General features: G+C 69.3%; 12 protein-coding genes. 6 read left to right on the plus strand and 6 right to left on the minus strand.

All coding sequences use genetic code 11. The annotated features are described in order from the left end of the window. The first annotated feature begins 33 nt into the window (after positions 1–33). The 3 genes from L324_RS41715 (at position 34) to L324_RS20470 (ending at position 3444) form a co-directional block, all read left to right on the plus strand. Positions 34–660 carry a hypothetical protein gene (locus L324_RS41715; protein ID WP_235783594.1) on the plus strand — a complete coding sequence of 209 codons (627 nt, stop codon included), beginning with the start codon at positions 34–36 and terminating at the stop codon, positions 658–660. A 25-nt stretch (positions 661–685) separates the two neighbouring features. Continuing rightward, a complete protein-coding gene (locus L324_RS20465; RefSeq protein ID WP_037310725.1) occupies positions 686–1012 on the plus strand; it encodes a hypothetical protein in 327 nt (108 codons plus the stop codon). A 125-nt stretch (positions 1013–1137) separates the two neighbouring features. Further along, entirely contained in the window at positions 1138–3444 is a 2307-nt protein-coding gene (locus tag L324_RS20470) for an FdhF/YdeP family oxidoreductase (protein ID WP_037310728.1), read from the plus strand. Positions 3445–3465: 21 nt separating this feature from the next. Here the strand turns inward: L324_RS20470 and L324_RS20475 are convergent, their stop codons facing one another. From L324_RS20475 to L324_RS20490, 5 genes are all read right to left on the minus strand, one after another. Then, on the minus strand, positions 3466–4638 hold the full coding sequence (locus tag L324_RS20475) for a hypothetical protein (RefSeq protein WP_152546928.1): 1173 nt from the start codon (positions 4636–4638) through the stop codon (positions 3466–3468). Positions 4639–4807: 169 nt separating this feature from the next. Continuing rightward, positions 4808–6211, minus strand: coding sequence for an LCP family protein (locus tag L324_RS20480; RefSeq protein ID WP_037310734.1), 1404 nt, complete (start codon positions 6209–6211; stop codon positions 4808–4810). Between the two features lie 48 nt (positions 6212–6259). Further along, positions 6260–7018, minus strand: coding sequence for an SDR family NAD(P)-dependent oxidoreductase (locus L324_RS20485; protein WP_235783591.1), 759 nt, complete (start codon positions 7016–7018; stop codon positions 6260–6262). A gap of 13 nt (positions 7019–7031) precedes the next feature. After that, the gene (locus L324_RS43900) at positions 7032–7160 is read right to left on the minus strand and encodes an MFS transporter small subunit (RefSeq protein WP_268871945.1); all 129 of its coding nucleotides are present in this window, start codon (positions 7158–7160) and stop codon (positions 7032–7034) included. Continuing rightward, positions 7157–8518, minus strand: coding sequence for an L-lactate MFS transporter (locus tag L324_RS20490; RefSeq protein ID WP_037310739.1), 1362 nt, complete (start codon positions 8516–8518; stop codon positions 7157–7159). The genes L324_RS43900 and L324_RS20490 overlap by 4 nt, the downstream gene beginning before the upstream one ends. Positions 8519–8620: 102 nt before the next feature. On the opposite strand from L324_RS20490, the gene fdhD reads away from it, so the two are divergent. Beyond that, positions 8621–9451 (plus strand): formate dehydrogenase accessory sulfurtransferase FdhD, encoded by an 831-nt coding sequence (gene fdhD, locus L324_RS20495; RefSeq protein ID WP_037310743.1) that lies wholly within the window; start codon positions 8621–8623, stop codon positions 9449–9451. A 1-nt stretch (position 9452) separates the two neighbouring features. Here fdhD and L324_RS20500 read toward each other — a convergent pair whose 3' ends face one another. After that, positions 9453–10892 (minus strand): carotenoid oxygenase family protein, encoded by a 1440-nt coding sequence (locus tag L324_RS20500; RefSeq protein WP_037310747.1) that lies wholly within the window; start codon positions 10890–10892, stop codon positions 9453–9455. A gap of 72 nt (positions 10893–10964) precedes the next feature. Between L324_RS20500 and L324_RS20505 the strand changes: the two genes are divergently transcribed. Continuing rightward, entirely contained in the window at positions 10965–11663 is a 699-nt protein-coding gene (locus L324_RS20505; RefSeq protein ID WP_037310750.1) for a TetR/AcrR family transcriptional regulator, read from the plus strand. 97 nt (positions 11664–11760) lie between these two features. Continuing rightward, entirely contained in the window at positions 11761–12702 is a 942-nt protein-coding gene (locus L324_RS20510) for an alpha/beta hydrolase (protein WP_037310753.1), read from the plus strand. Positions 12703–12721: the final 19 nt, after the last annotated feature.

Consider the following 12721-nt stretch of genomic DNA (forward strand, 5'->3'; position numbering starts at 1 on the left):
CCGTAACGCCCGCCGTTCCCAGCCGATGAGGGGATGTCGTCACGCACTGGGGAGGGGCTGGCTCATGGAAGACCGGCGGCTGGAGACGCATCCGGACCTGATGGATCCGAACTGGCGCGAGCACGCGGAAGTGGACGCCTGGCTCGGCGCGAAGAAGGACTGCTCGCCCTGCTGTCCCCGAACGAGCGCGCCCGGCTCGAACCGACGCTCACGAACGCGCTCACCGTCGAAAAGGGCAGGTACCTGACCCTCATCGGCCCGAACCGCCTGCTGCAGGTACGTCCGCGCATGACCGGCTCGCTCACGGCGAAGCCCGGCGACGAGGGCGAGCTGATCGTCCACGCGAGCTACACGACCGCCTACGCCTTCGACGCGCTTCCGAGCGAGGCCCGCAGACCGGCCGACATCGTCCCGTTCCTTCGGGACGAACAGGATTACGTCATCCGCAAGGCCCCGCCGTTCGCGAAGGCCGACGCCGGACTCGGCTTCGGAGAGGGCGCGGGCTACCACTCGAACATGGCGTGTGACGCGATCAAGACCGGCATCCTCGCGCCCCAGTACGCTGACAAGAGCAAACCCGTCGACGGCGCGATCGCGGTCGACGAAGCCGACACGTACGACCCGACGAAACCCCTGCCCTCGACGGGCAACTGCGCATAGCCGAACCCGGGGGAAGAGGACCGAGATGGACGAAGAAGACCGGCGGATCGAGACCCACCCGGACCTGGTCGACCCGAACTGGCAGAAGCACGCCGAGCTGGACGCGTGGCTGGGCGCGAAGAAGGAACTCAAGAAAAAGCGCCGTAAGCAGCGCAAGGCGGCCGCGGCCTCCGGTGGCGGCTACCGCGAGCCGGGTTCGAGCCGGTGGCCGGGGATCGCGGCGGTCGTCGGCCTGATCGTGCTGCTCGTGGCCGCGGTGACGGTGAACGCGGTGCAGGAACGCGGCGTCAACGAGACCCCCTGGTTCCCCTTCGACGAATCGCAGATCGCCCGGATCGTCACCGACGCCTGACCCGCCCTTGCGTTCAGCCCCACCGCATTCAGAGGACGAAACGCAACGTCGTCGGCCGCCCCTCGGTCGTGCCCCTCGGCCGACCCTCGGTCGCGCCCCGCGGCGGCAGGGCGCACGATGGTGGCATGACCCGCGAAGCACCCGCGAACGACGTTGACGAGACCCAGCTCGAGGTCGGGAAACCGAAGAGCTGGGCGGCCGGGATCCCCGGGGTCGCCGTCTCCCTGATGCGCGGCATGGAGCAGATGGGCGCCGCGCGCACGGTGAAGACGCTGCGGCTGCTCAACCAGCGTGACGGCTTCGACTGTCCTGGATGCGCCTGGCCGGAGCCGCGGGAGGTCGACGGCGAGCACCGCAAGCTCGCGGAGTTCTGCGAGAACGGCGCGAAGGCCGTAGCCGAGGAGGCGACGAAACGCCGGGTCGGCCGCGAGTTCTTCGCCGAGCACTCCATCCACGACCTGGCGGACAAGACCGACTTCTGGCTCGGTCAGCAGGGCCGGATCACCGAGCCGTTCGTGCTGCGCGAAGGCGCCTCGCACTACGAGCCGATCTCCTGGGACGACGCGTTCACCCTGGTCGCCGACGAACTGCGGGCCCTGAGCGATCCGAACGAGGCGATCTTCTACACCTCCGGCCGCACCAGCAACGAGGCCGCGTTCCTCTACCAGTTGCTCGTGCGCTCCTACGGCACCAACAACCTGCCCGACTGCTCCAACATGTGCCACGAGTCCTCCGGTGCCGCGCTCGCGGCCACCACCGGCATCGGCAAGGGTTCGGTGTCGCTCGCGGACATCCACAAGGCCGACCTGATCGTCGTGGTCGGCCAGAACCCGGGCACCAACCACCCGCGCATGCTGTCCGCGCTGGAGGAGGCCAAGGGCAACGGCGCGAAGATCATGGCGGTCAACCCGCTGCCCGAAGCCGGCCTGATGCGGTTCAAGAACCCGCAGAACGTCCGCGGCGTGATCGGCAAGGGGACCCCGCTGGCCGACGAGTTCGCGCAGATCCGGCTCGGCGGCGACCTCGCGCTGTTCCAGGCGATCGGGCATCTGCTGCTCCAGTGGGAGCGGGAGACGCCGGGCACGATCGTCGACCGCGCGTTCGTCGAGTCGTCCACCGAGGGGTTCGAGGCCTACGCGGAGCACCTGCGGGAGATCGACTGGTCCGAGGTCGGCGCCGCGACCGGGCTGCCGCGGGCGCAGATCGAGCGGCTGGCGCGGATGATCGCGACGTCGCGGCGGACCATCTACTGCTGGGCGATGGGCCTGACCCAGCACAAGCACGCGGTGCAGACCATTTCCGAGATCGCGAACCTGGCATTGGTGCGCGGCATGATCGGCGAACCGGGCGCGGGCCTGTGCCCGGTTCGCGGGCACTCCAACGTCCAGGGCGACCGGACGATGGGCATCTGGGAGAAGATGCCGGAGTCCTTTATGGACGGTCTCGACAACGAGTTCGGCATCAAGGTGCCGCGCGAGCACGGGTACGACACGGTCGCCGCGATCCGCGCGATGCGGGACGGCAAGGGCAAGGTCTTCTTCGCCGTCGGGGGCAACTTCGCCTCCGCCACGCCGGACACCGAACTGACCGAGAAGGCGCTCAAGTCGTGCTCGCTGACAGCGCACGTGTCGACGAAGCTCAACCGCTCGCACGTCGTTCCCGGCAAGACCGCGCTGATCCTGCCCACCCTCGGCCGCACCGAACGCGACACGCAGGCCGGCGGCGACCAGTTCGTCACCGTCGAGGACTCGATGTCGCAGGTGCACACCTCACGCGGCAGGCTGGCCCCGGCGAGTGAACACCTGCTTTCCGAAGTCGCGATCATCTGCCACCTCGCGGAGGCACTGCTGGGTGCCGGGCACGCCGTGCCGTGGCGGGACTTCCACCGCGACTACGACCTCATCCGCGACCGGATCGCCCGCGTCGTCCCCGGCTGCCACGACTACAACGCCCGGGTCCGCGAGCCGGACGGGTTCGTCCTCCCGCACGCGCCGCGCGATTCCCGGCAGTTCAGCGGGACCGCCAACGGCAAGGCGAACTTCACCGTCTCCGGACTCGAGTATCCGCGAGTACCCGAGGGCAGGCTGCTGTTGCAGACGATGCGCAGCCACGACCAGTACAACACCACGATCTACGGCCTTTCCGACCGTTACCGCGGGATCGAGGACGCCCGGCGCGTGGTCCTGGTCAACCCCGACGACCTGGTCTCGCTCGGCCTGACCGACGGCGCGATGGTCGACCTGGTCTCGGAATGGCGGGACGGCGACCGCCGGGCACCGCGGTTCCGGGTGGTCTCCTACCCGACGGCCCCCGGCTGCGCCGCGGCGTACTTCCCCGAGGCGAACGCCTTGGTACCGCTGGATTCGGTGGCGGACAAGTCGAACACCCCGGTGTCGAAGGCGATCGTGGTGCGGTTGGAGCCGCTGGGCTGAGCGGCTCCAACCGTTCGACGGCTAGCCCTCGGCGCGCAGGATCACCGGGGGCCCGGACGTGAAGCTGTGCACGAACGCCCAGATCACCCCACCGGACCGGCTCGTCGTGATCACACCACCGTTGCCGGCGAGCGACTGGTCGGCCACCGGGACGTCGTTCCAGCTGTCACCGTCCCAGACACCGAAGAGGGGCCGGTTGCCCCCGCCTCCGCTGTCGGACCTGGCACTGGAGACCCACGCCTTGCCGGTGCCGTCGACGCTCAGCGCACCGCCCCTGCTGGTCGGTCGCCTCAGCTCCGGAGGCAGTTCCGGTCCCCGTTCGAAGGCGGAACCGTTCCAGCGCTGGATCAGCTGGTCGACGTCCGCCTGCCCGGCCAGCCACACCTGGCCGGCCGCACCGATGGCGATCCGGTTGGCGAAGCGCAGGAAGTCCTCCGGTGCACCGGGTTCGGGCGCGGTGGGCACGATCGTCCACTGTGTACCGTCGAAGCGCTCCACCAGCGCACGGTACCGTTCCTCGCCGTTGTCGAGGCGGACGTAGGCGGTGCCCGCCACCCAGACCTCCTGGCCGCGGACGGCCACGGACGCGAGAGAGGCGTGCCGCGTGCCGGCGGGCACCGGAACCGCGACCTCCTGCCAGGAGGAGCCGTCCCAGCGCAGCACGTACGGCCGGGAATCGGCGTTGGGCCGCTGGACCGCGTCGATCCCGGCCGAGCCCACCGCCCAGACGTTGTCCGCGCCGTCAGCGTCGACGTCGTTCAGCCGGGCGATCTTCTCCGGGACCTCCGGAATCGCGGTCCGGGTCCAGGTCGTGCCGTCGTTGTGCACCGCCTCCGGCCTGCTGTCGTTGTTGGCGTCGTAGCTCGTTCCGACGGCCCAGACGTTCGTGTCGTCCAGAGCGACAGCCCCGCTGAAACCGCCATAGAACTGCGGGATCTGTTCACCCTGCCACGCCGCGCCATCCCACTTCGCGATCTCGGCGGCCGACCAGCCGGAGCCGACGGCCCATGCCTTCCCGGTTTCCGTGGTGGCGAAGTCACCCACCGAATACAGCGACGTGAGCGCGTCGGTCGGTGTCTTGACGAACTCCTGTCCCGGCACCGCCTGCGCGGCCGGCGCCGTCGCGAGCACCACCCCGGCCAGCAGCGCGGCCCCCAGGACCGTTCTTCGGGCATGACGAATCGATGCGGACATCGGCTACTCCCCAGTTACTCGAGTTGTTCGACTCTGCCGGCCCAAACTATCCGGCGGCGATCATGGACCGGTAGGCCCGAAAGGGTCGAAGCGACAAGAGGCTTTCTCGGCCCGGACCGGCAACGGATGGCGGAGTTGTCCGGACCTTGCCGGCACCTCGGCCTGAGCGTCAGTCGATGCATCCCTCGGTGTCGGCGGTGATCGGCTGGTCTCCTTGACCGGCCGCTCCCCCGCCACCGGAGGACGAGCCCGGTCCTTTGTAGACCTGGCCGAGGACGACCTCGATATGGCCGGCCGGAACGGAATCGGCCTGCTGGACGGCCAGCCCGCCGAGGAGTTTCGCGACCTCCGCCGCACGCTCGGACGCGTCGCCGAACCGGACCACGGAGGTCCGGCGCTGAGCTTCGGCCTTCGTCTCGCCCTTGGCGAAACCCTTCTCCGTCAACAGATCCGAGATCCGGGCGGCGAGGCCGTCCTTACCGCTCGCGTTGACGACGTCGACGGTGGGCCCGGCGGGCGCCTGCGGGGTCGCGGGCGGGGCGCCGATCAGCGAGGCGGCGAAGGCGCGCACCTGGGCGGGATCCACCTGCACGGCGGTCCACGTGGGATGTTTCGGGTCGTAGCGGTAGTCGGGGTTGACCACCGGGATCGTTTCGAAGGCGATGCCGCCACCGGAGACGCCGCGCATCTGCCGCACGAAGTCGAGCAGGTCCCAGGAACTGTCGATGATGACCGAACGCTTCACCGCGGCGATCAGTTCGGAGACACGGGCCGGATTCGCCAGTGTTCCCCCGGAAAGGGTCTGCTTCGCCAATCCGGCGAGGAACACCTGCTGACGACGCACGCGGTCGAGGTCGCTCCGAGGAAGGTTCTTGCGCTGGCGGACGAAGGCGAGCGCGTCCGCACCCTGGATCGTCTGCCGTCCGGCGGGGAAGTCGGCGCCGGAATCGCGGTCCTTGGTCGCCTTGTTCAGGCATACCTCGACCCCGCCGACGGCCTTGCTGATCTCGTAGAAGCTCAGCAGGTTCACCTCGGCGAAGTGGTCGATCTTGATCCCGCTGAGCTCCTCGACAGCCTTCAGGGTCGCCTTCCGCGCGGCGGTGATCGCCTGCTTTTCGATCTCGGCCTTGTCGGTCTTGCCCGCCTTGCGCAGTTCGCCCGCCTTCGCGAACTTGGTGCGGCCGAAGATCTCGTTGATCTTGCTCTTGTCGTTCCCGCCCGGTGCCGTGACCCAGGAGTCACGCGGGATGGAGAACGCCTTCACCGCCTGCTGCCCGTTCGGGATGCGCATCACGATCAGCGTGTCGGTCAGGTCGTCACCGTTCGCGCCCGCCCGCAGTTCGCGCAGGATCTCCGGCGGCAGCGGGTTGCCCTGCTGGTCGGTCCGGGAATCGCGACCGACCAGGAGGATGTCCAGCGACCCGTCGGCGGGCTGTTCCCCCGGTTCCGGCGCGTCGATCACGTCCTCACGGGAGACGCCGTCCAGCGATTCCAACGTCGTGTATCCGTACGCGGTCCCGCCGAACACCGCCGCCGCGAGCGCGGCGACGAGGACCTTCCCCAGCTTGTGCACGTTCCTTAGACGCGCGGGAGGCCGTCAATGCTGCACGGGTGATCCAGTTCACATCCGCAGATGCGACGCGCCGTTGAGGTCGAGGATCGCGCCGGACGCCCACGTGGCCTCGGCGGAAGCGAGGTAGACCACGGCCGCCGCGACCTCCTCCGGCGTGCCCACCCGGCCGAACGGACTCTCCCCGCGCAGTACCTCCCCGCTCGTGCCGTCGAGCTTCGCCGCGACCCGGTCCGTGGCGGTGAAGCCGGGTGCGACCGAGGTCACCGCGATGCCGTGCGGGGCGAGGGCGACGGCGAGCGACTGCCCGAACGAGTGCAGCGCGGCCTTGCTCGCGCCGTACGCGGGGAAGTCGGGCTCGCCCTTGAAGGCGCCCCGCGAGCCGATGTTGACCACCCGGCCGGGTACGCCGCGCTCGATCATGTGCCGCGTCACGCAGAAGGTCACGTTCGCGGTGCCGAGCACGTTGACGTCGAGCATCCGCCGCCAGACCCGCTGCCAGTCCACGTAGGACACTTCGGCAGGCGGATGTGCCGACGACGCGGACGGCGCGAAGGCGGCGTTGTTCACCAGGACGCCGACACCGTCCACCAGCGCCTCGGCCTCGTCGGCGACCCGCCGCGCCACCTCGGGATCCGAAAGGTCGCCCTGGACCAGCCCGTGGCCGGAACCCGGCAGCTCGCCGAGTGTCCGCTCGGCGTCCTCCCGGTTCGAGGCGTAATGGACGGCGACACGGTCGCCCTTTTCCGCGAAGGCCCGTGCGATCGCCCGGCCGATGCCACGCGACGCCCCGGTCACCAGAACTCCCACGGACCGAGCCTACTCAGCCGCCGAAGAGCTGGACCACCTTGCGGAACAGTTCGTAGACGCCGTAGGCGAACGGGACCGCGACCCACAGCCAGGCCAGCACCATCAGCCCGGTGCGGCGGCGCTCCGGAGCCTCTTCGGTCATCGGGCCTCACTCCTCGTGGGCTCGCCGGCGGGGACCGGCTCGTGGAACTTCGGATTGACCGGCCGCACCAGCTCGTTGGCCACGAACCCGGCGACCAGCAGGCCGATCATGATGAACAGCGACGTCGAGTAGAGGTCGGGGCCGACCTTGCCCGCCGCCTTCTGGCTGTCGGAGATGGCGTTGACGATGAGCGGGCCGAGTACACCCGCCGCCGACCACGCGGTCAGCAGCCGCCCGTGGATCGCCCCCACCTGGTAGGTGCCGAAAAGGTCCTTCAAGTACGCCGGGACGGTCGCGAAACCACCGCCGTAGAAGGACAGGATCAGCATGGCGCACAGGACGAACACGAGTTTCGAGGTGTTGGTGGTCAGCGCGATCACCAGGTACAGCAGGGCGCCGGCGCCGAGGTAGAGCCGGTAGATGTTCTTGCGCCCCACCAGGTCCGAAGTGGACGACCAGACGAACCGGCCGAGCATGTTGGTCAGCGAGAGCAGGGCGACGAAGCCAGCCGCGGCCGCGGTGCCGACCGGGGTCGAGGTCTCGCGGAAGAAGTCCGCGATCATCGGCGACGCCTTCTCCAGGATGCCGATACCCGCCGTGACGTTGAAGCACAGGACCACCCAGAGACACCAGAACTGCGGGGTCTTGATGGCGTTGCGCGCCGACACGTTCGCGGTGGTGATCATCGCGTTGCCGTGGTCGGTCTTCGGCTCCCAGCCCTTCGGCTTCCAGTCGTCGGCCGGGACCCGCACCAGCAGGATGCCGAGACTCATGAAGACCGCGTAGACCAGGCCGTGCACGAGGAACGCCGTCGCGACCGTGCCTGCCGACCACGGCGCCGCGCCCAGCATCTGCGCCGACCACGGGGAGGCGATCAGCGCGCCGCCGCCGAAGCCCATGATCGCGATCCCGGTGGCCATGCCCGGCCGGTCGGGGAACCACTTGATCAGCGTCGACACCGGCGAGATGTAGCCGATCCCGAGCCCGATCCCGCCGATCCCGCCCCAGCCGAGGACGACGAGCCAGTACTGCGACGTCGCCACGCCGAGCGCGGAGAGCAGGAAACCGGAGCTGAAGCAGACCATCGAGACGAACATCGCCCAGCGCGGGCCGTTGCGCTCGACCAGCGTCCCGCCGAACGCCGCCGAGAGGCCGAGCATCACGATGCCGAGCTGGAACGGGAGCGCGCTCTGCGTACCGGTGAGCCCGAGGGTCTTCTCCAGCGGGGGTTTGAAGACGCTCCACGCGTACGCCTGGCCGATCGACAGGTGGACGGCGAGCGCGGCGGGCGGCACGAGCCAGCGGCTCCAGCCCGGTGGTGCGACGATGCGGGAACGATCCAGGAAGCCGGCAGCCATCCGACGCCTCCGTACTCTGGGGGTGGGCACTGGGAATGTATTACTTAATTCCCAACGTTGCAGTAGCCAGGTGTCGAATGAACCGGTCAGAAGGGTGGACAAGTGGGCAGGGTGACGGTGCGGCGTCCGGTGCGGATGATCTCCGCGACCAAGGACGTGCGTCGGCCCGACGCGCTGGCGGCCGAGGAACCGCTGGAGATCCGCGTCGGCGGCAAGGCGCTCGCGGTCACCATGCGGACTCCCGGCAACGACGTCGAGCTGGCGCACGGGTTCCTGCTGTCCGAGGGCGTGCTCGCCTCCCGGGAGGACATCGCCGTCGCGCGGTACTGCGACGGCGTCGACGACCAGGGGCGCAACACCTACAACGTGCTGGACATCGCGCTGGCCGAAGGGGTCGCGCCGCCGGAGACCGGGGTCGAGCGGAACTTCTACACGACGTCCTCGTGCGGCGTCTGCGGCAAGGCCGCGCTCGACGCGGTCAAACTGCGGAGCCGGTTCTCCCCGGAGAAATCCGAGTTCGCGGTGAGCACCGGCGTCCTGACGACTCTCCCGGACACCCTGCGCGCACAGCAAAAGGTCTTTTCCAGCACCGGCGGGCTGCACGCCGCCGCCCTGTTCGACGCCGAGGGGAACCTCGCCGTCGTCCGGGAGGACGTCGGCAGGCACAACGCCGTCGACAAGGTCCTCGGCTGGGCGCTACAAGAGGGCAGGATCCCGGCGGCGGACACCGGTCTGCTGGTGTCCGGCCGCGCCTCGTTCGAACTCGTGCAGAAGGCCGCCATGGCCGGGATCGGCCTGCTGGCGGCCGTTTCCGCGCCGTCGTCGCTGGCCGCGGAACTGGCCGAGGAGAACGGCATGACCCTCATCGGTTTCCTGCGCGGCGACAGCATGAACCTCTACACCGGCGAGCATCGAGTACTCGGCCTCGGCTGACTCAGGCGCCCACCCAGTTGCCGTGGAAGCCGTTGGGGACCCGGTCCGGCAGGTGGACGGCGCCGACCGTCTCCAGCGTCCTCGCGTCCAGGATGGTCAGGTCGCTCTTCTGCGTGGCGGCGTCGTAGACGAAACCCATCAGGACGCCGTCGTCCTCACCGGCGTCCACAGAGGACGGAACGAAGACGAACTCCCCCACCTGCGCGCCTTCGCCGAACTTCCTGCTCTGGACCGACCGCTTCCATAGATCGTGCTTCAGCAGCGCACCCGAGGACGCCGATCCGTCTCCTGTGGACACCGAGTAGCCGAACCGGTGCTGACGCCCGACCAGCCGCTCGTCGACGCGCGGGAACTCCTGCCCTTGATCGTCGAGACGTTCTTCGATCACCTTGCCCACGTTCAGGTCGACGGTCCAGCGGTCCAGGGTCGGCGGCCCTTCGGCGGGCCCGCGCAGTTCGCTGTCGAACATCTTGGGGTGCCGGACCACGTCCAGCACGACGCTGTCGCCGTCGTCGTAGGCGTTCATCGGGTGGAAGACGTAGCACGGCTCGACCTCGAACCAGCGGACGTCGCCGTTGCCGCCCTCACGCGGCATGACCCCGATCCGCGCCGGGTACTTCGGGTTCCAGCGGTACGGGAAGTCCGCGTTGCCCTGGACCCGCTGACGCAGCATCGCGCTGATGGGATCCGGCACCTTCACCTTGCCCACGAGGGCGGACACGACCAGTTGCGCCGGGGTGCGCAGGAACGACGGGACCGACGCGGCGACGGCCTGCTCGACCTCGAAGGTGACCGGCAGGTCGTAGAAGACGACGTACTTCTCGGTCAAGGAGAAGTCGTGCATCATCGGCGAACCGGCGACCTCGATGTCGACCTTGCGCCGGGCCCGGCCTGCCGCGTCGATCACCGAGTACTGCACCTTGTTGCCCCAGCCGAAGAAGTACGACACGGCGTGCAGTTCACCGGTCTCCGGATCGCGTTTCGGGTGGGCGGTGTAGCCGCCGGGCAGGGTGCCGTCGAAGTCGCACGCGCCGACGGTGTCCAGCTCGTCGGTCAGCTCGACGTTCGTGACGCCGCCCTCGATCAGGGCGAGGGTCTTGCCCGCGTGGCCGATCACGTTGGTGTTGGCGCCGAGCGAGGCGATCCCCGAGACCGAGCCGCCCTCCCAGCGCTCGCCGAGCCGTTCGGACAGTCCCGGGGTGCGGACCCAGCGGTTGCGGTACCACTCGGCGCGGCCGTCGCGCAGCCGCACGCCGTGCACCATCCCGTCGCCCATGAACCAGTGATAGGCCGCCGGGTCCACTTCGGACAGCGGGTTGGGCCCGTTCCGCAGGTAGCGCCCGTCCAGGTACTCCGGGATGTGCCCGGTGACGCTCAGTTCGGTGATCGTGTGCTCTTGGCTGACCGGGGCGAAGTTGCCCTGGAGGAACTTGTTGCCCATCGCAGGCCCCCTAGCGAGGATATAACGCGGTTATGGATACATTTATAACAGGGTTATGGAATACTGGCAACCATGTCACCGAAACCCGCGGCCGCCGAGGTCAAGGCCAAGCTGATCGAAGCCGCGATCCGGTTGCTTTCGGACGGTGGCCCGGAGGCGCTGCAGGCCCGCAAGCTGGCCGCCGAGATCGGCGCGTCGACGATGGCCGTCTACACCCATTTCGGCGGGATGGGCGCGCTGGTGGACGAGGTCGCCCGCGAGGGATTCCGGCGGCTGTCGGCCAATCTGGGCGAGATCGCCGAAACCGAAGACCCGGCGGCCGACATCCTCACCCTGGCGCTGGTGTACCGGCGGACCGTCGTGGAGAACCCGCAGCTCTACGCGGTGACCTTCGGCCAGAGCCAGCCCAACGGGCAGAAGGCCGCACTGGGCGACCTGACCAGCGAGGAGACCCGCCGGACCCTCAGCGACGAAGGCATCGAAGCCTTCAACTACCTCGTACGCGGCGCGGAGCGGCTGATCAAGGCGGGCCGGTTCCGCCCGGCCTCGGAGTTCGCCGTCGCCGCCCAGCTCTGGAGCGCCGTGCACGGCTACATCACGCTGGAGGTCGCCGGCCACTTCGGCGACGGCGAGAATGGTGTGGACCACATCCTGGTTCCCCTGGCCACCGCACTCGGGGTGGGGCTCGGCGACACTTTCGAGGCCGCGACGCGGTCCGCGCGGATCTCGATCGAGTCATGGCGCGCGAAAGAGGGAAACATCGGCACCTGATCCGGCGATACCCCGGTCACAGGTCGGCGACACGTGCAACCTTCGAGCCGAAGCGTGCGTCTGACCTGGTAGAAGTGCAACGGGGGAACGGGGACGGGTGAACGACGACGACCAGGGGCAGACGACGCTGCCGGGGGTGCAGGGCGCCCGACGGTGGCTGAGCCGCCGTTCCGTGCTGATCGCCGGCGCTTCCGGCCTCGGTGTCGCGGGACTCGCCGCCGGAACAGCCTCCGGAGCCCTGCCCTTCAGCGAAGCGCTCCAGCGAGCCTTGGGCGTCGCGTCGCCGACTCCGGCCACCCAGCTGGGCAGCCCTCGGGTCGAACGCGTCTACTCCGAAGCCCGCGGGCGCGAAGTCGATCTCGTGCTGATGCTGCCGACCAAGGCGCCGCCCAAGGGCCTGCCGATGTCGCTGATGCTGCACGGTCTCCACGGCACCGCCCGGCACGCGGCCCCCACCGGGCTGCTCAAGCAACTCGGCAGTGACGTCGCGCGCAAGGCCGTGCCCCCGTTCGGGTTCGTCGCGGTCGACGGCGGCGATCACTACTGGCACGAGAACCAGCCCGGCGACAACCCGATGGCGATGCTGCTCGAAGAGGTCCCCCGCTGGCTGGCCGCCCGCGGCCTCGGCGGCCGGGACGGGCTGCCGTTCGCCGCGACCGGGCTGTCGATGGGCGGCTTCGGCGCGCTGCTCTACACCCGGCGCCGCCTGGAACGCCGTCGCCCGCCCGCCGCGGTCGCGGCGCTCGCGCCCGCGCTGATCACGTCGTGGGCGGAGATGAGCAAACGGCGCGCGTTCCGCGACGCCACTGACTGGGGTTCGCTGGATCCGTTGCGCCACATCGAGATCACCAAGAAGGTGCCGACCGGGATCTGGTGCGGCACCGAGGACCCGTTCATCGGCGGGGTGCGGAAGTTCATCGACGAAGCACGGCCCGCGGTCGCGCACACCGCGCGCGGCAAGCACGGCGACACCTTCAACCGCACGGTCGTGCCGAGCCTGATCGCGTTCCTGGGCAAGCACGTCCCGAAGAACGCCTGAACCGCTCGTGAGTGGTAAT

The organism is Amycolatopsis orientalis DSM 40040 = KCTC 9412 (genome assembly GCF_000478275.1).
In the GTDB taxonomy this organism is placed as follows: domain Bacteria; phylum Actinomycetota; class Actinomycetes; order Mycobacteriales; family Pseudonocardiaceae; genus Amycolatopsis; species Amycolatopsis orientalis.

What these genes read in the sequence shown, in the direction of transcription:
- L324_RS20490 (WP_037310739.1), bottom strand. Translation starts at nt 8,518, where the DNA reads ATGGCTGCCGGCTTCCTGGATCGTTCCCGCATCGTCGCACCACCGGGC.
- L324_RS20465 (WP_037310725.1), top strand. Translation starts at nt 686, where the DNA reads ATGGACGAAGAAGACCGGCGGATCGAGACCCACCCGGACCTGGTCGAC.
- L324_RS20475 (WP_152546928.1), bottom strand. Translation starts at nt 4,638, where the DNA reads ATGTCCGCATCGATTCGTCATGCCCGAAGAACGGTCCTGGGGGCCGCG.
- L324_RS43900 (WP_268871945.1), bottom strand. Translation starts at nt 7,160, where the DNA reads ATGACCGAAGAGGCTCCGGAGCGCCGCCGCACCGGGCTGATGGTGCTG.
- L324_RS20500 (WP_037310747.1), bottom strand. Translation starts at nt 10,892, where the DNA reads ATGGGCAACAAGTTCCTCCAGGGCAACTTCGCCCCGGTCAGCCAAGAG.
- L324_RS20505 (WP_037310750.1), top strand. Translation starts at nt 10,965, where the DNA reads ATGTCACCGAAACCCGCGGCCGCCGAGGTCAAGGCCAAGCTGATCGAA.
- L324_RS20470 (WP_037310728.1), top strand. Translation starts at nt 1,138, where the DNA reads ATGACCCGCGAAGCACCCGCGAACGACGTTGACGAGACCCAGCTCGAG.
- L324_RS41715 (WP_235783594.1), top strand. Translation starts at nt 34, where the DNA reads ATGTCGTCACGCACTGGGGAGGGGCTGGCTCATGGAAGACCGGCGGCT.